Raw genomic sequence first — 22,876 nt, forward strand, 5'->3', positions numbered from 1 at the left:
GTAATCAATGAATGGGGGCGGGACGTGTTCGGTTAAACCACCCGGGCCCGCAACAGGTCATGAATGTTGAGTGCACCCACCGCGTGCCCGCCGCCATCCACCACCATCAAGCCGTTGATTTTATGCGTTTCCATCAGTCGTGCGGCCTCGACCGCCAACTGATCGGCATTGATGGTGCGGGGGTTGCGGGTCATCACATCGGCAATCCGCGCGCTGCGCACGTCCAACTCGCTGTCCAGCGCGCGGCGCAGGTCACCGTCGGTGAACAGGCCGATCAGTACCCCATCCGCATCGACCACGGCCGTCATGCCGAGCCGTTTGCGGCTCATTTCCACCAGCGCCTCGCTCAGGCTGGCGCCGATGTCCACGCGTGGCAGATCGTCACCGCTGTGCATGACATCGGTGATGTGCAGCAGCAGGCGGCGGCCCAGGCTGCCGGCCGGGTGCGAGCGGGCAAAGTCATCGGCGGTGAAGCCGCGCGCATCCAGCAGCGCAACCGCCAGCGCATCGCCCATCGCCAACGAGGCGGTGGTGCTCGAGGTCGGTGCCAGCGCCAGCGGGCAGGCTTCGGCCGGTACGCTCACATCCAGATGCACGTCCGCGGCGCGCGCCAGGCTGGACTGCGGCTTGCCGGTCATGGAAATCAGCACGTTGCCCTGCCGTTTCAGTACCGGCAGCAGCATCAGCAGCTCATCGGACTCGCCGGAATAAGACAGCGCCAGCACCACGTCGGCTTCGGTGATCATGCCCAGGTCGCCGTGGCCGGCTTCGCCGGGGTGCACGTAGAACGCCGGCGTGCCGGTCGACGCCAGCGTGGCGGCGATCTTGCGCGCGATGTGCCCGGACTTGCCCATGCCGGTGGCCACTACGCGGCCCCGCCCGGTCAGGATGTGCTGGCAGGCCTGCTGGAAGGCATCGCCCAGGCCGGCGGCCACCGCCTGCAGCGCTTCCTGTTCTATCTGGAACACGCGCTTGCCGCTGGCGACCAGCGCGGCCGGGTCGGCCGGGGCCTTGCCCGGCAGGCCGGCAGGAGGGAGGGGCAGGTTGGTGTCAGCCATTCGGATGCCACGCAGCAGAGTAGAATGAACCGACATTTTATTAGGAAAGCCCGTTGGACGCTGACACCATCCGCAATCTGATCGAAACCGGCCTGCCCGGCGCCCGTGCCGACGTGCAGGGCGATGATGGCGTGCACTTCGAGGCGACCGTGGTCTGCGATGCCTTCGCGGGCAAGATGCCGCTGGCCCGCCACCGCATGGTGTACGCCACCCTCGGCGATCTGATGGGCGGCGCGATCCATGCGCTGGCACTGAAGACCGTGACCCCGGCCGAAGCCGGCTGAACCCGAAAAAGACCCTGATACATGGCCAAGATCGTTGTGACCGGCGGCAAAGCGCTGCACGGTGAAGTAAGCATCTCCGGCGCCAAAAACGCCGTCCTCCCCATCCTGTGCGCGACCCTGCTGGCCGACGAACCGGTCGAGATCACCAACGTGCCGCACCTGCACGACGTGGTGACCACGGTGAAGCTGCTGGGCGAACTGGGCGCCAAGGTCACCATCGACCAGGGCACGCTGTCGCGTGGCAGCGCCATCGTGGTCGACCCGCGTCCGGTCAACCAGCACGTGGCGCCGTATGAGCTGGTGCGCACCATGCGCGCCTCGATCCTGGTGCTGGGCCCGCTGCTGGCCCGCTTCGGCGAAGCCGAAGTGTCGCTCCCGGGCGGCTGCGCGATCGGCTCGCGTCCGGTCGACCAGCACATCAAGGGCCTGCAGGCCCTGGGTGCGGACATCGTGGTCGAAAACGGCTTCATCAAGGCCAGCGCCAAGCGGCTGAAGGGTGGCCACTTCACCTTCGACATGGTCAGCGTGACCGGCACCGAGAACGTGCTGATGGCCGCGACCCTGGCCGAAGGCACCACCGTTCTGGACAACTGCGCGATGGAGCCGGAAGTCACCGATCTGGCGCAGTGCCTGATCGCGCTGGGCGCGAAGATCGAAGGACTGGGCACCGCCCGGCTGGTCATCGAAGGCGTGAAGCGTCTCCATGGCGGGCGCCATGAAGTGCTGCCCGACCGCATCGAAACCGGCACCTTCCTGGTGGCGGCGGCAATGACCGGCGGCAGCGTGACCGTCACCCGTGCGCGCCCGGACACGATGGAAGCGGTGCTGTCCAAGCTGATCGAGGCCGGCGCCACCATCAGCACCACCGCCGACACCATCACCCTGGACATGCAGGGGCAGCGGCCGAAGTCGGTGAACCTGACCACCGCGCCGTATCCCGCGTTCCCGACCGACATGCAGGCGCAGTTCATGGCGCTCAACTGCGTGGCCGATGGCGTAGGCGTGATCAACGAAACCATCTTCGAAAACCGCTTCATGCACGTCAACGAACTGCTGCGCGTGGGCGCGGACATCCAGGTCGAAGGCCACACGGCGATCGTGCGCGGTGCCGAGCGGCTGAGCGGTGCACCGGTGATGGCGACCGACCTGCGCGCGTCGGCCTCGCTGATCCTGGCAGGCCTGATGGCCGATGGTGATACGACCATCGACCGCATCTACCATCTGGACCGCGGGTACGAGAACATCGAAGAGAAGCTTTCTTCGCTCGGTGCCACCATCCGGCGCGTGCAATGATCCTGCGCGGCAAGTTCACGCGCCGCCGCAAGGCGCTGCTGGCCCTGGTGCTTCTGATGCTGGCTTACCTGGCGTATGCCTGGTTTGCCGGCCTCGCCATCACCAAGGGAGTAGAGCAGAAGGACATGGACTGGAACGCCGACGGCACGGTGACCCGTGACGAGATCCTGCAGGCGTTTTACGCAGTGGGCGTTTCAGAAACCAAGGAAGGCAACCGCGAGTGCCGCACCTTCCTGTGGCGCAAGAGCGGCGAGCAGATCCGCGTGGACTGCCGCACGGTGTTCCAGGCGGAATGAGGGTAGTGACGGCCGCTGGCCGTCAACACGGGGAATGACGGCCAGCGGCCGTCACTCCCCATGCCTCAGTTGATGCCCTTGATGGTCAGGTCCAGCGCGTCCTTGCCGCTTTCACGCTGCAGCAGCCGCGCCGGCACCGGGAACTCCGGCACAATCCAGGCGATCAGTTCCTTGTTGCCGTCCACGCGCGACACCTTCGTCGCTTCGTAGCTCTTGCCAGCCACGGTGACAGCCTCCTTGCCCACCACGCGGTAGGTCATCGGCTTGATGCGGCCTTCGTCGACCATGCGGTAGTTCAGCGGCTTGCCGGCGGCAAGGTCGCGCGCGATCGCCAGGTTGATCAGCAGCGCATCCATGTCGCCGGCCTTCAAAGCGACCGGTCCTGCGCGTTCGGGCTTGATGTCGCCGGTCCACGTGGCCTGGTTGCTGGTCCAGTTGTAGTTGGCCTGCACGTTGCGCTTCTTCACCAGCAGCACCGAGCTGTCCTGGCTGCTCAGCGGACGCAGGCGCCCGTTGGCTTCCTCGAACACGGTGCTCTGGCTCAGGTCGGCCAGCTGGTTCTTCACCTTGAGGCTGTAGCGCCATTTGCCCGTGCCTTCACTGGCCAGTGTCATGGTGCCGTTGGCCTGCATGCCCATGTAGCTGGCCAGGTAATCGGCCTTGAACGGCTGCAGGGCCATGGCGGGCAGGCTGGCCACCGACAGGGCGGCAGCGGCGATCCAGGTCAGCGGGCGTTGAAACGTGGTCATGCTCAGACTCCTTGGTATTCGATCAGGCGCAGGTCGATGTTGTCCTCGCCATCTTTGCGTTGCAGGATCCGCACCGGCGTGGGAACACCGTTTGCGATCCACAGGATGGTTTCGTCATTGCCGCCATTGGTGCGGTACACGCGCAGCGCGTCGTAGGACAGTTCGCCGACCTGCACGCTTTCGGTGGCAGGGGCGGCCTGGTAGTCATGCTGGCGCACGCGGCCGACATCGACGTAGCGGTAGTGCAGGCTGCTGCCCGGGCGGGCGTCACGCATGATCGCCAGGTTCAGCAGCAACGCGCTCTGGTCGCCGGGTTGCAGCGCAATGGGCTGGGTGCGTTCTTTCTTCAGGTCGCCCAGCCAGCGTGCCGTCCCGGCCTGCCAGTCGTAGGTGCCGGTGACTTTCTTGCCGAGGAACAATCCCTTGCGCACGGTGCTCTGGCTCAGCGGCACGTATTGGCCGTTGCGGTTCTCGAACACCGTGCTCTGTTCCAGATTCAAGCCGAGCACGCTGGCAAAGCCACGCCGGCCGACCACCTGCATGTCCACCCGCCATTGAGTGCCGCTGGCATGGGTGACGCGCATGGTGGCATCGCCTGCTTCCTTGCCCTTGTAGAGGGCCTGGTAGGTGGCGGTGAACGGCTCCAGTACCGGGGGCTCCCACGCCATCGCCGCCAGGCCGGGCACCGGCGGCGCTTCGGCCGGGACGGCAGGCGCGGCCTGCTGCGCAGCCGAAGGCAGCGCCGCCATGCAGAACAGGGCGGACAGCAACAGCGCGGGTCGGTGCAGCGTCGTCTTCTTCATACCGGGCAGAGGCAAAGGGAAGGGGGCAGCATGCCAGCGCCACGGTCAGTGGCGCGTGTTCAGCTCAGAGGGGCGAGCGCAGCACACCCGACGAATCTAGGACCAGCGGGCTGAAAAGGGGGTGACCGTCCAGCTGCAGCTGACCTCCCTGTTCAGCTACGCGTCCGCTGACCAGCAGCACCAGGCTGGCGATCAGCAGGGGATGCTCGACCTCCAGCACCCGCGCGGCCAGCATTTCGGCGGTATCGCCAGCGTGGACGGGAACCCGCGCCTGTGCCAGCACCGTGCCTGCATCCAGCTCCGGCACGACGAAGTGCACGCTCGCACCATGCTGCGTGTCGCCGGCCTCCAGCGCGCGCGCATGGGTGTGCAGGCCTTTGTACAACGGCAGCAACGAGGGGTGGATGTTGACCAGTCGCCCATCGAAGCGCGCCACGAAGGCCGGCCCCAGGATGCGCATGTAGCCCGCGCAGACGATCCAGTCCGGTGCGCTGACTGCAACGGCATCGGCCAAGGCGGTCTCGTACGCGGCACGATCTGCGAACCCACGGGGTGCCGCCGCCCATCGCTGTGCCGCAGGAACGCGCAGAAGGGCGGCGGCGTCCGGCTTGTCGGAGAACACCCCCACGACATCGGCCTGCAGGACGCCCTGTGCGATCGCATTGAGGATGGCCTGCAGGTTGCTGCCCCGGCCGGATGCCAGGACGGCGATGCGGGCAGGCCGGGTCATGCGGCGACCGCGCGGCCGGTGCCGTCGAAGCTGGCCACCACTTCCGGGCGCAACAGCGCCCATAGCGCATAGGCCGCAAGCGCGATGCCCAGCGCTCCGGTCAGGCAGGCCAGGCCGGCGACGATCAGGCACAGCCGATGCTGGCGACGCGCGCCCATGCAGCCTGCGGCCTTGATGCTCAACCCGCCCAGCGCGGCGAACGTGGCCGTGCCTGCTCCCAGCAGCACGAACAGCAGCAGGGGTGCGGCGTCCGGGCCGCTGCCGGGGGGCTCGCTGACATAGCCGGCCACCGTCGCCAGCAGCAGGAATGCGGCAAGGATCAGCTCCAGTCCGCCCAGCACATAGAACATTATTTTCAGGGTGTGCAGGTGCGAGGCGACCTGCATCGACGTCCAGCCGCGCGGGACATTCAACGGGGGAGGTGTGGCGGACATCCGGGCCTCAGGCTTGGGTAACGGGAGCAACGCCGAACGCGGCCTTGACCGACGGGCGCAGCAGGACGATCAGGGTGAACACCCCCAGCACCGTCCCGAAGGGCATGAAGCAGCAGGCGATGCCGGCCACGACCATGCACAGCAGGTGGCGGCGGCGCTGTGCCAGGCAACGCCCGGCATAGGCGATGAAGCCGGCCAGGGTGAGACCACCGACGATGAACGTACCGGCGAACGCAACGAAGAACCAGCCAAACAGGCGCGGGTCGAACGGTTCGTTGCCTTGCTGGCTTTCCATCGGCAGCTTGCCGGTGACGATGGCCAGGCCCATGACCAGGTGGATCACCGGGATGAGCGAACACAGCGCGGTGATCCCGGCCACGATGTAATGAAAGATCGACAGCAGGCGCAGATGGTCAGCGTCCTGCGCACTCAGGGGCGTGGTGGACATGGCGGTCTCCTTGGTGGCCGTATGGGGCAGGGGCCCCGGCGTCGGTAGCGCCGAGCCATGCTCGGCGAGCGCAGCGGGCGTTTCAGGCAGTCCGCCGAGCATGGCTCGGCGCTACCGGGCGCTATCGCGCAGGTCAGCCGATATGCACGCGCTCGGCGCCTTCCACGGCCGGCACGACCGTGCCGATGGTCCAGTGCTGCAGGCCCTGCGCTGCGGCGGCGTCGGCCACGGCAGCGACCTGATCCGCCGCCACGATCAGCACGAAGCCGATGCCGCAGTTGAAGGTGCGCCACATCTCGGCATCGGCCACCGCGCCTTCGCGCTGTAGCCACTGGAACACCGGCGGCAGGGTCCAGCTCTTCGCGTCGATCTCCAGGCCAAGGCCTTCGGGCACCACGCGGATGATGTTCTCGGTCAGGCCGCCGCCGGTGACGTGGGCCATGCCGTGGATCGCTTCGCCGTGGGTCTTGAGCAGTGCCAGGATCGGCTTCACGTACAGGCGGGTCGGCGCCATCAGCGCATCCACCAGCTGCACCCCGTCGTCCAGCACCAGATCGGCCGGTTGGCCGGCGCGGTCATAGATGCGGCGCACCAGCGAGTAGCCGTTGGAGTGCGGCCCGGAGGAGGCGATGCCGATCAGCACGTCGCCTTCGGCAACGCTGGCGCCGTCTTTCAACTCGCTCTTTTCCACGCCCGCCACGGTGAAGCCGGCCAGGTCGTACTCACCTGGGGCATACATGTCGGGCATTTCAGCGGTTTCGCCGCCGATCAGCGCGCAACCGGCCTCGGTGCAGCCATTGGCGATGCCGCCCACCACCGCTGCGGCGGTGTCGATGTCGAGCTTGCCGGTGGCAAAATAATCCAGGAAGAACAGCGGCTCGGCGCCCTGCACCAGCACGTCGTTCACGCACATCGCGACCAGATCGATGCCGATCGTGTCGTGGCGGCCCAACTGCTGGGCCAGCTTGAGCTTGGTGCCCACGCCGTCCGTGCCGGATACCAGCACCGGCTCGCGGTACTTGTTGGACAGGTCGAACAGCGCACCGAAGCCCCCCAGCCCACCCATCACCTCGGGGCGGAAGCTGCGCTTGACCAGCGGCTTGATGCGCTCGACCAGTTCGTTGCCAGCATCGATGTCGACACCCGCGTCGCGGTAGGTAAGGGGCGTAGGGGCGGAGGACGGGCTGTTGGTCACGGGCGTCGGCGCTGGCAAGGGTGAGATCCCGATTTTAACAGGCCACGTTGGCGCAAAGACCCTATTCGGGCAACAATCTCCCCGGATACGTCGAGCCAATGGAAGTCCAGATGCCCCGCAGCCCCCTCAGGACCACGTTCTTCACCCTGCTTCTTGCAGCGTGCCTGCCCTTTGCTGCCTTGGCGCAGAGCGGCATGCGCACCGAAGGAGACGTGGCAACCGCCAGCGGCGCGTACGAGGCCGAGGTGCCCGTGCGTGGCCAAAGCGACGCGGACCGCAATGGCGGTATGTCGCGCGCCTTGGCCGAAGTGCTGGGCAAGTTGTCCGGCGACCGCAACATCACGGCCCGACCGGGCGTGGTGCAGGCCCTGCGCAATGCCAAGGATTACGTGCAGAGCTATGACTACAAACAGGACCAGAGCACCGGTGTGAGCGGTGCGCCCAGCTTCCGTACCCTGCTGGTGGCCCGTTTCCGCGAGGATGATGTGGATGCCATGGTGGCCGCGCTGGGCTTGCCCGTGTGGCCGCAGCCGCGTCCCAAGCCCGTGCTGTGGCTGGCCATCGATGACGGCAGCGGCCCGCGGCTGGTCAGTGTGCCGCAGGCCAATGCGGTGCGCCCGGTGCTGGCGCGTGCGGTCGAGCGCGGCTACAAGCTGGGCCTGCCTGCGGGAAGCACGGCCGAGCAGGCGCTGGTCGGTGCGATCTGGCGCCAGGACAGCGGCGCGGTGGCCCGGGCATCGGCACGCTACGCCCCGCCCATGCAGTTGATCGGCAAGCTGTACCGCGCCGACGGCGGCTGGACGGCGGACTGGGTGTTCGTCGACAACGGCCGCGAGCTGAACAAATGGACCACCAAGGATGCGAACGCGATGCGCGCGATGGCTGCCGGCGCCGACGGTGCCGCCGACGCACTGGTGCGCCGCTATGCCAAGGCCGGAGCCGCAACCGGCCAGGCCGGGACCTACCGTATCGTGGTGACCGGCATCGACAGTGCGGACGATTACATGCGCATGGCAGCCGGTCTGCGCCAAGTGCCGGTGGTGCGTGATGCCATCCCGCTGCGCGCGGTGGGCAGCCGCCTGGAACTGAATCTTGAAATGACCACCGGCCTGGCCGGGTTGAACCGCATGCTGGGCGAAGACGGCATCCTGGTGCCGGTCGCGCCGGTGGCGATCACCCTGGAAGGCGACGAACAGAACCCGGCCCCGGCCAGCAACGAGTACCGCCTGCGATGATCCACACCCCCGAGGCGGAAATCGCCCTTTTCCTGCGACGCGTCAAGTTCGTCGCGGTGGCCTTGTTGATCGGCTGGGTGGTGTGGCTGCTGGCGCCCATCCTGACCCCCTTCGTGCTGGCCCTGGCGTTGGCCTGGCTGGGCGATCCGCTGGTGGATCGGATCGAAGCGACCGGGCGCTCGCGCAATACCGGCGTGATCCTGGTGTTCGTCGCGATGGTGCTGGTGATCACCGCGTTGCTGTTGATCCTGGTGCCGATGATCGAACGGCAGATCAGCACGCTGATCGCTTCGGCGCCGCAGGCGCAGGCCTGGCTGATGGAGAAGGGCATTCCCTGGTTCGAGCAGAAGACCGGCCTGGAAGTGATGCAGTGGCTGGATTCGGAGCGGGTGATGGATTACATCCGCAGCCACTGGCAGCAAGCCGGTGGGATTGCCAAGCAGTTCTTCGGCTACGTGCAGCGTTCCGGCTTTGCGATGGTGACCTGGGTGGTCAACCTGCTGCTGCTGCCGATCCTGGCGTTCTATTTCCTGCGTGACTGGGACCTGCTGGTCGAGCGCGTACGCTCGGTCATCCCGCGCAATCATGTGGGCACCATCACCCAGCTGGCGCGCGAGTCCAACGACGTGCTCGGCGCGTTCATCCGTGGCCAGTTCCTGGTGATGATCGCGCTTGGCGTGATCTATGCCGGTGGCCTGACCCTGGTCGGCCTGAACCTGGGTCTGTTGATCGGCATCATCGCCGGCCTGATCAGTTTCATTCCCTACCTGGGCGCCACCACCGGGATCCTGATGGCGGTGGTCGCCGCCCTGGTGCAGTCGCAGGGCTTCGACCTGAAGCTGCTGTTGCTGGTCGGCGTGGTGTTCACGGTGGGCCAGCTGCTGGAGAGCTACGTGCTGACCCCGCGCATCGTCGGCGACAAGATCGGCCTGCACCCGGTCGCGGTGATCTTCGCGGTGATGGCCGGTGGCCAGCTGTTCGGCTTCCTGGGCATGTTGCTGGCGCTGCCGGTCGCGGCGGTGAGCAACGTGCTGCTGCGCTACGCCCACCAGCGCTATCGCGAAAGTGAGCTGTACGCCGGCGAAAAGCCGTCCATCGTGCTGGATTCGTACATCGACAAGCCCACCATCATCATCGACACCACGCCGAAGGGCCCGGAGACGAAGTGAGCGCGGTACCGCAGCTTCCGTTGGCCCTGCATTACCCGCAGGACGAACGGCTGGAAACCTTCATCGGCGCGCCGGACGGTGCGCTGGCGCAGCTGCGCGCGATCGCGGTGGGGGCGAGCCAGGACTGGGTCTATCTGGAAGGGGCGGCCGGCACCGGCAAGACCCATCAGGCGCTGGCGACGTGTTCCAGTGCCGAGCAGGCCGGTCGGACGCCGACCTACGTGCCGTTGGCAGCCGTCACCGGCCGTGTGCGCGCTGCACTGGAAGGCCTGGAGCAGCGTGATCTGGTCGTGCTGGATGGCCTGGATGCAATCGCCGGATCGCGCGACGACGAAGTGGCGTTGTTTGATTTCCACAACCGTGCCCGCGCTGCCGGTACGACGGTGATGTACACCGCGCAGGTGGCACCGGCCGATCTCGGGCTCGTACTGCCCGACCTGCGCTCGCGGTTGGGCCAGTGCGTGCGGGTGGTGTTGCAGGCGCTCGACGAAGAAGGACGCGCGGCGGTGCTGCGGGACCGCGCGCTGCGCCGCGGGCTGTCGATCGACGAGGCGTCCATCGATTGGCTGCTATCGCACTCCGGCCGTGAGCTGGGTGGGCTGATCACGCTGATGGACTGGCTGGACCGGGAATCGCTGGCGGCCAAGCGGCGCATCACCGTACCGTTCCTGCGGCAAGTGCTGGAAGACGGCCGCCCGCGGTATTAAAGCTGTGGCCGGGGGTCCACGTCATCGCATTCGCGCTGCCGCTCCCACGCTTTGCTTCGCAAACCATGGGCCCCGTCTCACCAGCACCCACACCCCGCCGCTTCGCGGCCGCCCCTGACTCAGGGGCTCCCTCCACCAGACGGGTCAACGAGGTCCGCGGTAGCGCCGACCCATGGTCGGCGGAATGTTTCCGCCAACGGCCCGCTGCGCTCGCCGACCATGGGTCGGCGCTACCGCTTTTCTTCTTTTTTCATACGCGGCTGGCGGCACCGGGAACCTGTCAGGGCGACGGGCGGTGGGGCTGCGCGGGGGCGTTGAGCGCCATGGATGGCGCGAAACGAGGCACGCAGGAGCGGCTTTTGCCGTCCCCCGCCCAGCCCCACCGCCCGTCGCCAAGCTCAGCTGCGGCTTGCAGGCGCCACCCGCGAGGGGGTCTCACCCGTTCGACCGACCCAACTCCGCATCCAGCGCACGCAGGCGCTCCACCGTGCCCACGTCGGTCCACCGGCCGCGATGGTGCTGCCCGCTGACCCGTCCCTGCGCCATGAAATGCTTCTGCAGCGGCACCACGCTGAAGCGCGGCGGCGTGCGCTCGCTGCCCGGTGCGGTACCGATCACCTGCTGCCAGTCGTCCACGATCGATGGCCGGTAGACGCCGATGCCGGCGTAGGTCAGGCACTCGCCGGCGCGGTCATGGTGCAGCACGCCGGTGGCATCAAGGCGGTAATCGCCGCTCGGATGCTGCGCCGGGTTGTCCACCATCACCAGATGCGCCTGGCCCGTCGGTTCGCGTGGCAGCGTGGCGAAATCGAAATCCGTCCAGATGTCGCCGTTGACCACGAGGAACGGCGTGTCACCCAGTATGGGCAGGGCATTGAGGATGCCGCCGCCGGTCTCCAACGGCGTGTCGCCTTCGTTGACGAAGTGCAGTTGTACGCCCCACTGGCTGCCATCGCCCAGGGCCGGCGCGAAGGCCTCGGCGAGCCATGAAATATTGAGCACGACGTCGCGGATGCCGAGCGCCGCCAGCCGCTCCAGGTGCCACACGATCAGCGGTTTGCCACCGACGCTGAGCAGCGGCTTGGGCGTGTGCAGGGTCAGGGGGCGCATGCGCTCGCCCAGCCCCGCCGCGAAGATCAGCGCCCTCATCGTGCCATCGCCGGCTCGGACAGCGCTGACATCGCGGGTTTGATGCGCGTGTCCAACAGGTGCTGCAGTCCGGCCAGTTCCGGGTAACGCGGCAGCACTTCGTCCAGGTACGCAATGAAACGTGGTGCATCGTCCAGGTAATGGCCCTTGCCATCGCGGTAGCGCAGCCGGCTGAAGATGCCCAGGCATTTCAGGTGGCGCTGGATGCCCAACCAATCGGCGTCGCGCAGGAAGACCTCCCGCGTCGGCACCGGCAGGCCGGCCTCGTGCGCGCGCTGGTGATAGCGTGCCAGCCAGCCATCCACCTGCGGCAGCGGCCAGCTCAGGAACGCATCCTTGAACAGGCTCACCGGATCGTACGCGATGGGGCCGCGCACCAGGTCCTGGAAATCCAGCACCGCCGGGCCGTCGGCGACGGGCATCAGGTTGCGCGGCATGAAATCGCGGTGCGTCATCACCTGTGCTTGGCCGAGCGCGTTGTCCATCAGCAACTGCTGCACATGCTGCAGCTGCTGCGCGTCATCGCCATCCAGCGTGATGCCGAGATGGCGCTGCAGGAACCACGTGTCGAACAGGCCCGCATCGCGCTGCAGAAGGGCTTCACCGAAGCGCCCGAAATCATCCGGCACCGGCATCTGCTGCAGGGCCAGCAACTGATCCATCGCGCGCTCGAACCACGCATCCGCGGTGTCCGCCGCGATGACTTTGGCAAGGGTGGGGCCGCCCAGGTCTTCCAGCAACAGCAGGCCGGCCTCGAGGTCTTCGGCCAGCACGGCAGGAACCCGCAGACCTTGCGCGGCCAGCAGACCGCGCATGCGCAGCCACGGCCGTACATCCTCCAGGCCCGGGGGGGAATCCATGACGATATGGGTGCCGGTGCGGCCGGTGGCGCGCCAGTAACTGCGCATGCCCGCATCGACCGATGCGCGCTCCAGCACAGCCGTCGCATCGTCCAGGCGCAGGCGCGCCCACTGCAGACGTTGCGCCGCGCGCTCGGGATGGGAAGCAGGATCGTTCATGCAGGAAACATCCGGGCACCCGCAGGCACCAGCATCGAGAAGGAAAAAGAATTCAGCGCCGGCCGCCGCTGACCAGGCGCAGCAGCGCCAGTACGGCAACGGCACCCAGCACGGCGCCCAGGAAACCGGCGGGCTCACCGGCGGCGTACCAGCCCATGTACTGGCCGAACCAGCCTGCCAGCAACGCGCCGACAATGCCCAGCACGATGGTCAGCAGACAGCCCATGCGGTTGTTGCCCGGCATGAAGAAGCGACCCAGCAATCCGACAACGAAACCGACCAGGATGATGTAGAGCCAACTGGTGCTGCCGAACAAACCGTCCATGCGCGGGACTCCAACGAGAAAAAGGTCAGCCCAGTCTACGGGAGGTGCCAGCCACCGGCGGGCACCTCCGCGTCAGATCAGCAGCAACCGATCAGCAGCAACCGTGGTCGCCGTGGCGGGTACCGCTGTCGGCGGCCACCGGCGAACCGCTGGTCTCACCGCGCAGGCTGGCCGCATGGTGTTCGCTGATCACCTTGGACACGCAGGCGGTGACCTTCTTGCCCATCGGGATATGCAGGAACTCATTCGGACCGTGTGCATTGGAATGCGGGCCGAGCACGCCGGTGATCATGAACTGCGCACCCGGGAACTTCTCGCCCAGCATGCCCATGAACGGGATCGATCCGCCTTCACCCATGTACATCGCCGGCTTGCCGAAGAAGGTCTGGCTGGCATCGTCGATCGCCTGGGTCAGCCACGACGACAACGCCGGCGCATTCCAGCCGCTGGACGCCTTTTCCAGATCCAGGGTCACTTCCGCGCCATTCGGCGGATCGCTCAGCAAGGCTTCCTGCAACAGCTCGCCGCAGCGCTTGCCATCGGCGGTCGGCGGCAGGCGCAGCGACAGCTTCACCGCGGTATGCGGGCGCAGGACGTTGCCCGCCGATTCCAGCGTCGGCATGCCGCCGATACCGGTCACCGACAGCGCCGGACGCCAGGTGCGGTTGAGCACCAGTTCGGTCAGGTCGTCGTTCATTGGCTTCAGCCCGTCGACCAGCGGGAATTTGTCGAAGATGGCGGTGTCCACGACGTCGGCAGCGCGCTTGGCCTGCTCCAGGCGCTCGGCGGGGATCTCCACCTGCATGCCGTCGATCAGGATGCGGCCGGTGTCCTGGTCTTCGATGCGCGACAACAACTGGCGCAGCAAGCGGAAGCTGGACGGCACCACGCCGGACGCATCGCCGGAGTGCACGCCCTCGTTGAGCACCTTCACCGAGAAGTTGCCGCCGGTCAGGCCACGCAGCGAGGTGGTGCACCACAGCTGGTCATAGTTGGCGCAGCCCGAATCCAGGCAGACCACCAGCGACGGCTTGCCGATGCGGTCAGCCAGGTGGTCCACGTAAGCGGGCAGGTCGTAGCTGCCCGACTCTTCGCAGGCTTCGATCAGGATCACGCAACGGGCATGCGGCAGGCCCTGGGCCTGCAGCGCCAGCACGGCGGCCAGCGAGCCGAAGATCGCGTAGCCATCGTCAGCGCCGCCGCGACCGTACAGTTTGTCGTCACGCAGTACCGGGATCCACGGACCCAGATCATCATCCCAGCCGGTCATTTCCGGCTGCTTGTCCAGATGGCCGTAAAGCAGGATGGTGTCATCGCCGGTCTCGCTGCCACTGGCCGGGATCTCCAGGAACAGCAGGGGCGTACGGCCTTCCAGGCGCACCACGTCGACCTTCAGGCCGGGGATGTCCTGCGCGCGGGCCCAGGTTTCCATCAGGACAACGGCCTGCTCCATGTAGCCGTTCTGCACCCAGTTGGCGTCGAACATCGGCGACTTGTTGGGGATGCGGATGTAGTCCACCAACTGCGGGACGATTTCGTCATCCCACTTCTTGTCGACATAGTGGCCAAGCTTGGCGCTGTCCATCAGGAACTCCGGTTGTAAATGACTGATCCGCCCATTCTACGCTGGCCGCGATGGGGCGACCGCTGGGCCCGGTGGAGCGGGCGCGGTGAGGGGCGGCCTTGACCGACCCGCTGTCCACGGACGCACGTACCGCCATGACGGGGCCTCACGCGCCGGCCGTTGTCGTGACTGGCCTGTCAGCTGGCGCTCAAGGGGGTAGGGGTTTTCCTACACGACGTCGGGTATTTAGCTGGCTGTTAGAAATGTCAGTGGACGATAGGCTGTGCACATGTGGTGACGGACACTGTTTCGAACCGACGGGAAGACGGTCGGAACGGGTCCGGATCACAAGGAGAACAACGTCGTGCCTTGGTGGATCGTGTCAAGGGCACTGTTGCTGGGACTGTGGATCGGTCAGGCCTTCGCGGCCGAGCGGATCGACATCAACCTCGCAGATGCCACTGCACTGCAGCAGGGATTGACGATGGTGGGGCCCAGCCGGGCCGCCGCGATCGTCGAGCACAGGCAGCAGCACGGGCCTTTTCATCGCGTCGAGGACCTGACGCAGGTGAAAGGCATAGGGAAAGGAATCGTCGAACGGAATCGACAGCGGATCACCCTCGGTGACAGGACGTCATCGGTGGATCCGGTACCCGGAGCGGTACCGGTGCGCTCCGTACCCAGGCGATGACACAAGGGGATTGTCGCGATCCACAGGAGGTGGATCAGGGCCGGTCACGGGACGTGACGGCAGCGACCGGCGCAGGGAGGCGTCAACTGCACCAGGAGGGTGGCATCACAGACCTGTGGAAGGGGCTGGGATAGACAGCCAGGGATGATCGCGACCTCCGTGCACGGAGCACGCTGCCCCCATCGCAGGATGCGCGGGGCGGCAGGAGGTCGACACGGATGTGACAGTTGCCCGGTACGACACATGGTGTGTCGCCGGGCAATCTTCTTTCCGGCGACCGGACACGATAGCGTGGAGTCCCCACGCCCTGGATGACGTTACCGATGCGACTGCTGCGTTGTTCCCTGATGTTCGCCAGCGCCGTCGCGTTGGCCCTTCCTGCGACGACCTTCGCGCAGAAGCCGGCACCGGCACCGGTCGAGGCCACGGTCCGCGGGCCCACCGATCTGAAGCCGGGCGAGTATCTCTGGCACCCCGAGATTTCACCGTCCGGCCCCATCGTGCTGGTGGTCAGCCTGGATGAGCAGCGGGCGTATGTGTACCGCAATGGCATCGCCATCGGCGTCAGTACGGTCAGTTCGGGCAAGACAGGCCACGAGACCCCGACCGGGGTCTTCACCATCCTGCAGAAAGACAAAGACCATCGGTCCAATCTGTACAACAGCGCGCCGATGCCCTACATGCAGCGGCTGACCTGGGATGGGATCGCGCTGCACGGCGGGGCGCTGCCCGGGCATCCGGCGTCGCACGGCTGTGTCCGCCTGCCTCAGGCCTTCGCGCAGAAGCTGTTCAGCGCGACCCAGCGCGGCGATACCGTGGTGGTCGCCGATGCCAAGAGTTCGCCGATGACACTGGCCTATCCCGCGGTGCTGGCCCCGGTCAGCAGCCGTGGCGTGGCCTTTTCCGAAGTGTCCACCACCGACGCAACGGGCGCGTACTGGAACGACGCCGCGGCGCCGGTCGGCCAGGTCGGCGTATTGGTCAGCCTGCACGATCAGCGCGTCTACGTGCTGCGCGACGGTGTGCTGATCGGTGAATCGCCGCTGGAGGCGTCCGCCTTGCCCGCGTTTGCCGGCACCACGTTGTTCGTGATGGGCGAAGGGTTTACCGATACCCCCAGTCCGTTGGACAACCACCAGCGTCTGCACCGCTGGACGGCCTATCCGTTGCTCGGCCAAGCGGCAGCAGACGCCTCGCCGGACCTGTTGGCGACGCCGTCGCTGCCGATGGCCCTCCCCGCGGATTTTGCCCGCCACCTCTACGCGGCGCTGGTTCCGGGCACCACGTTGCTGGTGACCTCGTTGCCGGCGGTGCGCCCAAGCGCGGCTGAACCGGGCATGCAGCCGGTGTTGGAATCCGAGCCGGTCGGGTCCACCCTGTAACGTCTGTGTCCGATAGCGCCTCACTGCTCTGATGAAACCGCCACGCCGTCACTGGCTGGCTGCCGTCGGCCTGTTGTCGGCCTGCGTCATGCCTGCCTACGCCCAGTCCCGGCCATCGCCGGGCGCCAGTGCTGACCTCGGCGCCATCCTGGCCCGGGTAGCGCCCAATGCCGACCGCAAGGTGCTGCAACTGGCGGCCAGCGCAATGCGCTGTGCGCTGCGCCGGCCGGAACTGGGGGTGGTGCCGGACCGCTTGGGCGTGATCGACTACTCGCGACCGTCCACCCAGCAACGCTTGTGGGTGTTCGATCTGCGACGCCAGCGCCTGTTGTTCGAGGAATGGGTGGCGCATGGGCGCAACAGCGGTGCCGACCGTACCGAGCACTTCTCGAACCGGGAAGGGAGTTTCATGTCCAGCATCGGGGCCTTCACCGCACAGGAAACGTATGTCGGCGGCAACGGCTACTCGCTGCGGCTGGACGGGCTCGAACCGGGCTTCAATGACCACGCACGCGAGCGTGCCATCGTCATCCACGGCGCGCCCTATGTGAATCCGACGATGGCGCGGATGCAGGGCCGTCTCGGCCGCAGCCTCGGCTGTCCAGCGGTACGGCTGAAAGTCGCCAAGCCACTGATCGATGCGTTGAGTGGCGGCACGATGGTGTTCGCGTATTACCCGGACCAGGACTGGCTGAAGCGCTCCCAGCTGCTGGACGCCGATTGCGGCGGCGCGCTGGCCCAGCGGTAGAGCCGACTTCAGTCGGCTGCTCCTGCATCCGGCGGGCTGCTCTGTCATCCCGCGGGCAAGCAGCCGACTGAAGTCGGCTCTACCGTCGGCGCTACCGTTTCTGGCATAGGACACGGCACACTATCGGGATGGACATCGCCACCACGCTGCAGCATCCCACCCAGGTCATCCACAGCGTCGATTATCGTCGCGAGCGCTGGCGCAATGGCTTGGGATGGACGCGGGAAATCCTGCGTTTACCGCCAACAGGCGACGACTGGGCGCTGCGCCTGTCCATCGCGGAGATCGAACGCGACGCTGCATTCTCGACCTTCCCGGGCGTGGAGCGCGAGCTGGTGCTGCTGCACGGCAATGGGGTCCGCCTGCGCTTCGATAATGGTCGCGTACAGGAGGTGCTGCCTCCGCATGGACGGGTACGGTTTGCCGGCGAGGACGCGTTGCACGGCGAGCTGGTCGACGGCGTCACCCACGATTTCAACCTGATGTGGCGACGCGGCCTGCTAACCGCAGAGGTACTGCACCGTCCCGTCGTGGGGCCGATGTATTTCTTCACCGAGCCCACCGTCGCGTGGGCCATCCACCTGCTTGCCGGCCAGGCGGCTTTGGACGCGGATAGTGGTTTGCCCTCCATGCAGCAGGGCGATACGGCGTGGTTGGCGGCAGGTGAGCGCACGCGATACGCGTTGCACGGCGGTGGCGAGCTGCTGGCGATCCGGGTATCGGGATAGTCCGTCGCGCTGCGTCAGTACACGTCGCGTCGGTAACGCCCGGCGACCACCAGGGCGTCCTTGCGTTTTGCCCCCACCACTTCTTCGATCACCGCGTCCACTGCCGGCGCCATGCCCTGCAGGCTGCCGCAGACCAGGATCGTTGCGCCGTCGTCCACCCATCGCTGCAGAAGCGGCGCTTCTGCCTGCAAGCGGTGCTGCACGTACCGGTGCGGCGCGCCATCACGGCTGAATACCGCGTCCAACCGCTCCAGCATGCCGCGCTGCTGCATCTGCTCCAGCTCTGTGCGGAAGTGGAAATCGTGGGCGGCACTGCGTTCACCGAACAGCAGCCAGTTGCGGCTGGCGCCTGCGGCGTCGCGCTCGCGCAGGTGCGCACGCAGGCCGGCGATACCCGTGCCGTTGCCGATCAGGATCAACGGGACGTCTGCGGCAACGCCATGGAAATTCGGATTGCGGCGTACCCGCAGGTCGATCGTGTCCCCCAGCTGCGCGATGTCGCACAACCAGCCGCTGCCGATGCCCGGGGTGCCGTCATCGCGCACCTGGCGGCGCAGCACCAGGTCGACGGCGTCCTCGTGCGCGGCCGAGGCAATGGAATACTCGCGGTGCGGCAATGGCTGCAGGAGGGAAAGTAGAGTCGGCAGATCACCGCCTGCGGTCACGCCGGGCAGGTGCGAGCGGGACAGGTGCTGGTGCAGGGTCTGGCCGTCATCCAGCCGCGCGTCCCCGTCCAGCGCGTGCGACCGCAGCCAGGCATCGACCACTGCAGGTGCATGCCGTGGGCCGATCTCGGCGATGTCCCCGGCCTGCCAGCGGACGTCGGCCTGGTCGACAGGAGGCCGCAGGCGCAGCCAGTGCACCGGCCCGCCCACGCTGCCGGGATTCAGATGTTCGCGTTGCACCAGCGTCCATGGCTGGTAGTCGATCGCGGTCCAGTCGGGTTGTTCGGTGGGTGCCCCCCCCAGCTGGCCGAGCAGCTGTTGCCAATGGCGCAGGCTGGCTGGATCGGCATTGTTCACTTCGACGGTATCGAACATCGCGCGTGCACCGTGTCGGCGCAGCCAGCCATCCAGTTGATGGCCGAACGCGCAGTAGTGGTCATAGCTGCGATCCCCCAGCGCGAGCACGCCGTACTGCAGGTGCGCGAGGCCCGGCATGGGCTGGTCCATGCGCTGTAGAAAAGGCGCGGCGTGATCCGGCGGATCGCCCTCGCCGGTAGTGCTGGCAACGAACAACACCCGATCGCTTTGCGCCAGCAACGTGGCATCCAGCGCTTCGATGCTGCGCAGGCGGACGGCAAGCCCGGCACTGCGCAGGGCATCGGCCGTGCGTTCGGCCAACTGCAGGGCAAAGCCGGTCTGGCTGGCCCACACGACCAGCACGGGCCGTTGGCTGGGGTCCACGCGTTCGATGCGCGGGCGCATACGCCACCACAGCACGCCACACAGGCCAACGTAGGCCAGCAGGCTGGTGACGGCCCATTGCCAGTCACGCGGGCGCGGGGCAACCTGCCACCCGCTGTCGTCCACGTGCAGGCGCAGCAGGAGGGCGGCGATCAGCAGCAAGGCGCCGATCACCAGCACATTGCCGAGCAGCGCACGCGATGGACGCAGGTTCATGGCAGCAAGGCTTCAAATGCCGGGGACAGCTGTTCGCGTGGACCGTCCGCACTGCGTTCAAGGAAGCGCGCGGCCAGGTGCAGGCGCGTGGCGAGGGCCAGTCCGGCATCGACGCCCAGTACCGTCAGTGCGGTGGCCCACGCATCGGCGAGCATGGCCGTCGGGGCGACCACGGTGACCGCTGCGGTCGCGCGGCGTACGGGCTGGCCGCTGCGTGGGTCGACACTGTGGCTGATGTGCTCGCCATCGTGCTGGTACTGGTGCCAGCGATCGCCGGAGGTCGCTACGGCCTGATCCCTCAGCGCCAGCACGCGGGGCGGCGTGGGCGTGGTCGCGTCCTCGTCCGGTGCGGATTCCACCAGCACGCGCCACGGCGTGCCGTCCGGCTTGCCGCCGTAGCCATGCAGCTCGCCGCCCACCTCGACCAGCGCCGCTTCGACGCCCTGCGTGCGCAGCCAACGCACGACCTCATCCACGCCGAAGCCTTTCGCGATTGCAGACAGGTCCAGCTCCAGCCCGCCGGGTTGCAGCAGCGCGTCGTCGTTCCACTGCACCTGCTGCCAGCCGCAGCGTGCGCGGGTGGCGGCCAGTGCGCGATCATCCGGGCGGCCGCGCGGCGCAGCGTGCGCACCGAATCCCCACAACGCAACCAAGGGGCCGATCGTAGGATCGAATGCACCGTCGCTGGCCCGGGCGATGTCGCAGGCACAGTCCACCACCGTGCGCGTCTGCGGGGACATGCGGTGCCACGTGTCCGCTGCCGCCCGATTGAAGCGACTCACATCGGAACCGGCCTCCCACGTGCTCATCTGCGCCACGACGCGGTCCAGCCGGGACTGGATGCCGGCATGCAGCGCGTGCAGGTCACGGGTTCCGGGCACGACCAGCGAAGCGCTCCAGGTGGTGCCCATGGTGGTGCCGCCGAGGCGGGCTGAATCGAAGCGGGAAGCGGTCATCGGGATCGGTGTACGTGTTTCCGGTAGCGCCGGGCAGTGCCCGGCAACCCATTCTGCAGTGACGGTGCGTGGCCGTCACCCACCGGTATCGACGTTATTGGGGCAGCACTTCCAGCGTGGCCACGTAGCTCAGGCGGCGCTTCTGTGCCTGCTTCACCGAGGTCTTGTTGTCTTCGGTGCCGGTTTCCAGCCAGTACATGCCGGCCTCCGGCCAGGTCACCTTGATCTCGCCTTTGGCGTCGCTGGTGACCTTGATCTCGTCCTGGGCATTGCGGTAACGCGTGGCGCCGCGGACGATCTCGAACTCCAGGCCAGCGCTCGGCTTTCCGTCGACCAGCACGCGGAACGTGGCCTCTTCACCGGCGAACAGGTCGTTGGGATGGCCTGCGGCAACCAGCTCGATGCCCTTGTTGGTCGGCTTCAACGCCGTGGCATTGGGTGCGCCGTTGGTGACGAAGGTTTCCACGCGGCCCACCGACTGGGAGACCTGCAGGTTCTTCGCCTCCTTCGGCAGCTCGGCGAACGTCGCCGCGTTGCCGCGCCAGCGCTTGCGTTCGCCGTTCAGTTCATAGGTGGCGAACAGGCCATCGTTGACCGAGGCGATGCGGTAGGTGCCGGCCTGCTTGAGTTCGACGTCGAACACGCTACGGAACTTACCGGTGGCGCCATTCTGCGGCGCTGCGGTGCTGCCATCCGGCGCGGTCACCACCACCGATTCCACGCGGATCGGCACGTGGTTGAAGTAGAACAGATCGTTGGACACCGCAGCGTCCACGGTGATCCACGGGTCGGTACCGGCGATGACGGTCTGCGACGGCAGCAGCCATGCCTTGTGGGCAAGGGCAGAGAAGGGAAGGGCGGCGGCCAGGGCGGCGGCGAGAACGAGCGTGCGCTTCATGGGCGTGTGACTCCGGAAGAAGAAAAAGTGCGGTAGAGGTCGGGCCCGGTTGCTACGCGAACCGGATCCGACCGCAGGACGTAAGGGATCAGGGCTTCACTGCCAGCGTGACCTTGCCCAGTTCGGTGCTGCCCTGCGCCGAGCCGGCCTGCGCGGTCTTCGCCGGCCAGGTGAAGGGCACTTTGACCAGCTCGCGGCCGCCGACTTCGCGCACTGCCTCCACCACCAGGGTGTAGTTGCCCGGCGCAAGCTGCTTCAACGCCGGTTGGCTGTCCTTGAATGACAGCGCATGCGTGCCGACCGGGCGGGTCGGGCCGGTCACACCGTCCACGGGAACCTCCAACGTGCGCCCGCTCTTGCGCCACCACTGGCGCAGGTCCGGCAACCACTTGGTGCCATGGCCTTCGCTGTTGCCGGTCTGCTGGTACCACACCGACAGGTTGGCGGCGACCTTCTGGTCGGCCCCTTCCAGCCACACTGCCACGTAAGGCCGGTGGTATTCGGCAACGTTGAGCTTGGGCACCTCGACGGTGATGTCCAGGGTGGTTGCGTAGGCCGGCGAGGTGGCCAGCAGGCCACTGAGGGCGATGGTGAGGGTGACGCGCATGGGCGGCTCCAGCAGGGAGGGGACGGGAAGGTCAGTGGATCAACAGCAGGGCGATCAGCAACGGAATCAGCAGGCCCAGGCCCACCAGCGGCCAGGTCATGCGCCGCTGCCGCGCATGCAGGTGCAGCAGGAACAGGCCGGTGATGCAGAACACCAGGCAGGCAACGGCGAACACATCCAGGAACCAGCCCCAGGCAGGGCCCGCGTTGCGGCCCTTGTGCAGGTCGTTGAGGTAGGACACCGCGCCGCGCGAGGTGGATTCGAATTCCACCGCGCCGCTTTCACGGTCGATGCTCAGCCACGCATCGCCACCGGGACGCGGCAGTGACAGGTAGATTTCTTCCGGCGACCACTCCGCGGCACGGCCGCCGATGGAGGTGCCCAGCTCGCCATCCAGCCACTGGCGTACTGCGCGCGGCACCGGTGCGTTGCCCTCTTCGCGGTCGCCGAGCTGGCCCAGCACCGTGGGGGGCAGCGACAGCTGACGATGCTGCACGTCCGGCGTCGCCTCGATCTTCGCCGCGTGGTTCAACGTGATACCGGTGATCGCGAACAGCAGCATGCCGATCAGGCAGACCGCCGAGCTGATCCAGTGCCATTGATGCAGCGTCCGCAGCCAGAAACCGCGGCTCTGCTGCTGTTGCACGGAGGTAGAGACGGAACGGCTCACGCGGAAGGGTAGGGCTCAAGGAGACGGGGCATTACAGCATTGATGAGAATAGTTCGCAATTAGGTGGGTAGTGACGGCCGCTGGCCGTCAAGCTTCGCGGCCGTCACTCCCGGGTC

Annotated in this window: 26 protein-coding genes; 10 read left to right on the forward strand and 16 right to left on the reverse strand. The window is 67.0% G+C overall.

Going from position 1 to position 22,876, the window contains the following annotated elements:
* Positions 1-32: 32 nt before the first annotated feature.
* Entirely contained in the window at positions 33-1,058 is a 1,026-nt protein-coding gene (locus ICJ04_RS04685; protein WP_188326390.1) for a KpsF/GutQ family sugar-phosphate isomerase, read from the reverse strand.
* A 53-nt stretch (positions 1,059-1,111) separates the two neighbouring features.
* Between ICJ04_RS04685 and ICJ04_RS04690 the strand changes: the two genes are divergently transcribed.
* The 3 genes from ICJ04_RS04690 to ICJ04_RS04700 are packed head-to-tail and all read left to right on the forward strand — an operon-like array spanning position 1,112 to position 2,931.
* On the forward strand, positions 1,112-1,342 hold the full coding sequence (locus ICJ04_RS04690) for a BolA family protein (protein ID WP_012510288.1): 231 nt from the start codon (positions 1,112-1,114) through the stop codon (positions 1,340-1,342).
* 21 nt (positions 1,343-1,363) lie between these two features.
* Positions 1,364-2,635: a UDP-N-acetylglucosamine 1-carboxyvinyltransferase gene (murA, locus tag ICJ04_RS04695; protein WP_188326391.1), complete on the forward strand. Its 1,272-nt coding sequence runs from the start codon at positions 1,364-1,366 to the stop codon at positions 2,633-2,635.
* Positions 2,632-2,931, forward strand: a complete 300-nt coding sequence (locus tag ICJ04_RS04700) for an EF-hand domain-containing protein (protein ID WP_188326392.1) — start codon at positions 2,632-2,634, stop codon at positions 2,929-2,931. Before murA ends, ICJ04_RS04700 begins: the two co-directional genes overlap by 4 nt.
* A 65-nt stretch (positions 2,932-2,996) precedes the next feature.
* Here ICJ04_RS04700 and ICJ04_RS04705 read toward each other — a convergent pair whose 3' ends face one another.
* From ICJ04_RS04705 to purM, 6 genes are all read right to left on the reverse strand, one after another.
* Complete coding sequence (locus tag ICJ04_RS04705; RefSeq protein ID WP_188326393.1) at positions 2,997-3,680, reverse strand: DUF3108 domain-containing protein; 684 nt, start codon at positions 3,678-3,680, stop codon at positions 2,997-2,999.
* A 2-nt stretch (positions 3,681-3,682) separates the two neighbouring features.
* Entirely contained in the window at positions 3,683-4,483 is an 801-nt protein-coding gene (locus ICJ04_RS04710; RefSeq protein ID WP_188326394.1) for a DUF3108 domain-containing protein, read from the reverse strand.
* Between the two features lie 64 nt (positions 4,484-4,547).
* Complete coding sequence (gene purN, locus ICJ04_RS04715; RefSeq protein WP_188326395.1) at positions 4,548-5,213, reverse strand: phosphoribosylglycinamide formyltransferase; 666 nt, start codon at positions 5,211-5,213, stop codon at positions 4,548-4,550.
* Positions 5,210-5,647: a hypothetical protein gene (locus tag ICJ04_RS04720; protein WP_188326396.1), complete on the reverse strand. Its 438-nt coding sequence runs from the start codon at positions 5,645-5,647 to the stop codon at positions 5,210-5,212. Before ICJ04_RS04720 ends, purN begins: the two co-directional genes overlap by 4 nt.
* 7 nt (positions 5,648-5,654) lie before the next feature.
* A complete protein-coding gene (locus ICJ04_RS04725) occupies positions 5,655-6,095 on the reverse strand; it encodes a hypothetical protein (RefSeq protein ID WP_188326397.1) in 441 nt (146 codons plus the stop codon).
* 133 nt (positions 6,096-6,228) lie between these two features.
* Positions 6,229-7,290: a phosphoribosylformylglycinamidine cyclo-ligase gene (gene purM / locus ICJ04_RS04730; protein ID WP_223203036.1), complete on the reverse strand. Its 1,062-nt coding sequence runs from the start codon at positions 7,288-7,290 to the stop codon at positions 6,229-6,231.
* A gap of 98 nt (positions 7,291-7,388) precedes the next feature.
* Between purM and ICJ04_RS04735 the strand changes: the two genes are divergently transcribed.
* From ICJ04_RS04735 to hda, 3 genes are read left to right on the forward strand one after another with little or no spacing between them, the layout of a single operon-like run.
* A complete protein-coding gene (locus tag ICJ04_RS04735) occupies positions 7,389-8,525 on the forward strand; it encodes a DUF2066 domain-containing protein (RefSeq protein WP_188326399.1) in 1,137 nt (378 codons plus the stop codon).
* Entirely contained in the window at positions 8,522-9,694 is a 1,173-nt protein-coding gene (locus tag ICJ04_RS04740) for an AI-2E family transporter (protein ID WP_188326400.1), read from the forward strand. Before ICJ04_RS04735 ends, ICJ04_RS04740 begins: the two co-directional genes overlap by 4 nt.
* Positions 9,691-10,401, forward strand: a complete 711-nt coding sequence (gene hda / locus ICJ04_RS04745; protein ID WP_188326401.1) for a DnaA regulatory inactivator Hda — start codon at positions 9,691-9,693, stop codon at positions 10,399-10,401. Before ICJ04_RS04740 ends, hda begins: the two co-directional genes overlap by 4 nt.
* A 435-nt stretch (positions 10,402-10,836) precedes the next feature.
* On the opposite strand, the gene murU is transcribed toward hda, so the two are convergent.
* The 4 genes from murU to ICJ04_RS04765 all read right to left on the reverse strand — a co-directional run bounded on the left by murU (position 10,837) and on the right by ICJ04_RS04765 (position 14,479).
* On the reverse strand, positions 10,837-11,550 hold the full coding sequence (gene murU / locus ICJ04_RS04750; protein WP_188326402.1) for an N-acetylmuramate alpha-1-phosphate uridylyltransferase MurU: 714 nt from the start codon (positions 11,548-11,550) through the stop codon (positions 10,837-10,839).
* On the reverse strand, positions 11,547-12,569 hold the full coding sequence (locus ICJ04_RS04755; RefSeq protein WP_188326403.1) for a phosphotransferase: 1,023 nt from the start codon (positions 12,567-12,569) through the stop codon (positions 11,547-11,549). The genes murU and ICJ04_RS04755 overlap by 4 nt, the downstream gene beginning before the upstream one ends.
* A gap of 52 nt (positions 12,570-12,621) precedes the next feature.
* Complete coding sequence (locus tag ICJ04_RS04760; protein ID WP_188326404.1) at positions 12,622-12,894, reverse strand: GlsB/YeaQ/YmgE family stress response membrane protein; 273 nt, start codon at positions 12,892-12,894, stop codon at positions 12,622-12,624.
* 91 nt (positions 12,895-12,985) lie between these two features.
* Positions 12,986-14,479 (reverse strand): M20 family metallopeptidase, encoded by a 1,494-nt coding sequence (locus tag ICJ04_RS04765; protein ID WP_188326405.1) that lies wholly within the window; start codon positions 14,477-14,479, stop codon positions 12,986-12,988.
* A 343-nt stretch (positions 14,480-14,822) separates the two neighbouring features.
* Here ICJ04_RS04765 and ICJ04_RS04770 point away from each other — a divergent pair, with 343 nt between their 5' ends.
* From ICJ04_RS04770 to ICJ04_RS04785, 4 genes are all read left to right on the forward strand, one after another.
* Positions 14,823-15,149: a helix-hairpin-helix domain-containing protein gene (locus ICJ04_RS04770; protein ID WP_188326406.1), complete on the forward strand. Its 327-nt coding sequence runs from the start codon at positions 14,823-14,825 to the stop codon at positions 15,147-15,149.
* A gap of 323 nt (positions 15,150-15,472) precedes the next feature.
* Complete coding sequence (locus tag ICJ04_RS04775) at positions 15,473-16,531, forward strand: L,D-transpeptidase (protein ID WP_188326407.1); 1,059 nt, start codon at positions 15,473-15,475, stop codon at positions 16,529-16,531.
* Positions 16,532-16,619: 88 nt separating this feature from the next.
* Positions 16,620-17,279, forward strand: coding sequence for a murein L,D-transpeptidase catalytic domain family protein (locus ICJ04_RS04780; RefSeq protein WP_223203037.1), 660 nt, complete (start codon positions 16,620-16,622; stop codon positions 17,277-17,279).
* 128 nt (positions 17,280-17,407) lie between these two features.
* Positions 17,408-18,007, forward strand: a complete 600-nt coding sequence (locus tag ICJ04_RS04785) for a HutD family protein (RefSeq protein WP_188326409.1) — start codon at positions 17,408-17,410, stop codon at positions 18,005-18,007.
* A 14-nt stretch (positions 18,008-18,021) separates the two neighbouring features.
* Here the strand turns inward: ICJ04_RS04785 and ICJ04_RS04790 are convergent, their stop codons facing one another.
* From ICJ04_RS04790 to ICJ04_RS04810, 5 genes are all read right to left on the reverse strand, one after another.
* A complete protein-coding gene (locus ICJ04_RS04790) occupies positions 18,022-19,629 on the reverse strand; it encodes a flavodoxin domain-containing protein (RefSeq protein ID WP_188326410.1) in 1,608 nt (535 codons plus the stop codon).
* Complete coding sequence (locus ICJ04_RS04795; RefSeq protein ID WP_188326411.1) at positions 19,626-20,585, reverse strand: FAD:protein FMN transferase; 960 nt, start codon at positions 20,583-20,585, stop codon at positions 19,626-19,628. The genes ICJ04_RS04790 and ICJ04_RS04795 overlap by 4 nt, the downstream gene beginning before the upstream one ends.
* Positions 20,586-20,679: 94 nt before the next feature.
* The gene (locus ICJ04_RS04800; RefSeq protein ID WP_188326412.1) at positions 20,680-21,483 is read right to left on the reverse strand and encodes a DUF4198 domain-containing protein; all 804 of its coding nucleotides are present in this window, start codon (positions 21,481-21,483) and stop codon (positions 20,680-20,682) included.
* A gap of 88 nt (positions 21,484-21,571) precedes the next feature.
* Complete coding sequence (locus ICJ04_RS04805) at positions 21,572-22,090, reverse strand: DUF2271 domain-containing protein (RefSeq protein ID WP_188326413.1); 519 nt, start codon at positions 22,088-22,090, stop codon at positions 21,572-21,574.
* A 31-nt stretch (positions 22,091-22,121) separates the two neighbouring features.
* Positions 22,122-22,760, reverse strand: coding sequence for a PepSY-associated TM helix domain-containing protein (locus ICJ04_RS04810; RefSeq protein WP_188326414.1), 639 nt, complete (start codon positions 22,758-22,760; stop codon positions 22,122-22,124).
* Positions 22,761-22,876 lie beyond the last annotated feature (116 nt).

Source organism: Stenotrophomonas sp. 169 (assembly GCF_014621775.1).
Lineage (GTDB): Bacteria > Pseudomonadota > Gammaproteobacteria > Xanthomonadales > Xanthomonadaceae > Stenotrophomonas.

What these genes read in the sequence shown, in the direction of transcription:
- ICJ04_RS04685 (WP_188326390.1), bottom strand. Translation starts at nt 1,058, where the DNA reads ATGGCTGACACCAACCTGCCCCTCCCTCCTGCCGGCCTGCCGGGCAAG.
- murA (WP_188326391.1), top strand. Translation starts at nt 1,364, where the DNA reads ATGGCCAAGATCGTTGTGACCGGCGGCAAAGCGCTGCACGGTGAAGTA.
- ICJ04_RS04700 (WP_188326392.1), top strand. Translation starts at nt 2,632, where the DNA reads ATGATCCTGCGCGGCAAGTTCACGCGCCGCCGCAAGGCGCTGCTGGCC.
- ICJ04_RS04705 (WP_188326393.1), bottom strand. Translation starts at nt 3,680, where the DNA reads ATGACCACGTTTCAACGCCCGCTGACCTGGATCGCCGCTGCCGCCCTG.
- ICJ04_RS04710 (WP_188326394.1), bottom strand. Translation starts at nt 4,483, where the DNA reads ATGAAGAAGACGACGCTGCACCGACCCGCGCTGTTGCTGTCCGCCCTG.
- purN (WP_188326395.1), bottom strand. Translation starts at nt 5,213, where the DNA reads ATGACCCGGCCTGCCCGCATCGCCGTCCTGGCATCCGGCCGGGGCAGC.
- ICJ04_RS04720 (WP_188326396.1), bottom strand. Translation starts at nt 5,647, where the DNA reads ATGTCCGCCACACCTCCCCCGTTGAATGTCCCGCGCGGCTGGACGTCG.
- ICJ04_RS04725 (WP_188326397.1), bottom strand. Translation starts at nt 6,095, where the DNA reads ATGTCCACCACGCCCCTGAGTGCGCAGGACGCTGACCATCTGCGCCTG.
- ICJ04_RS04735 (WP_188326399.1), top strand. Translation starts at nt 7,389, where the DNA reads ATGGAAGTCCAGATGCCCCGCAGCCCCCTCAGGACCACGTTCTTCACC.
- ICJ04_RS04740 (WP_188326400.1), top strand. Translation starts at nt 8,522, where the DNA reads ATGATCCACACCCCCGAGGCGGAAATCGCCCTTTTCCTGCGACGCGTC.
- murU (WP_188326402.1), bottom strand. Translation starts at nt 11,550, where the DNA reads ATGAGGGCGCTGATCTTCGCGGCGGGGCTGGGCGAGCGCATGCGCCCC.
- ICJ04_RS04755 (WP_188326403.1), bottom strand. Translation starts at nt 12,569, where the DNA reads ATGAACGATCCTGCTTCCCATCCCGAGCGCGCGGCGCAACGTCTGCAG.
- ICJ04_RS04760 (WP_188326404.1), bottom strand. Translation starts at nt 12,894, where the DNA reads ATGGACGGTTTGTTCGGCAGCACCAGTTGGCTCTACATCATCCTGGTC.
- ICJ04_RS04765 (WP_188326405.1), bottom strand. Translation starts at nt 14,479, where the DNA reads ATGGACAGCGCCAAGCTTGGCCACTATGTCGACAAGAAGTGGGATGAC.
- ICJ04_RS04775 (WP_188326407.1), top strand. Translation starts at nt 15,473, where the DNA reads ATGCGACTGCTGCGTTGTTCCCTGATGTTCGCCAGCGCCGTCGCGTTG.
- ICJ04_RS04780 (WP_223203037.1), top strand. Translation starts at nt 16,620, where the DNA reads ATGCCTGCCTACGCCCAGTCCCGGCCATCGCCGGGCGCCAGTGCTGAC.
- ICJ04_RS04785 (WP_188326409.1), top strand. Translation starts at nt 17,408, where the DNA reads ATGGACATCGCCACCACGCTGCAGCATCCCACCCAGGTCATCCACAGC.
- ICJ04_RS04790 (WP_188326410.1), bottom strand. Translation starts at nt 19,629, where the DNA reads ATGAACCTGCGTCCATCGCGTGCGCTGCTCGGCAATGTGCTGGTGATC.
- ICJ04_RS04795 (WP_188326411.1), bottom strand. Translation starts at nt 20,585, where the DNA reads ATGACCGCTTCCCGCTTCGATTCAGCCCGCCTCGGCGGCACCACCATG.
- ICJ04_RS04800 (WP_188326412.1), bottom strand. Translation starts at nt 21,483, where the DNA reads ATGAAGCGCACGCTCGTTCTCGCCGCCGCCCTGGCCGCCGCCCTTCCC.
- ICJ04_RS04805 (WP_188326413.1), bottom strand. Translation starts at nt 22,090, where the DNA reads ATGCGCGTCACCCTCACCATCGCCCTCAGTGGCCTGCTGGCCACCTCG.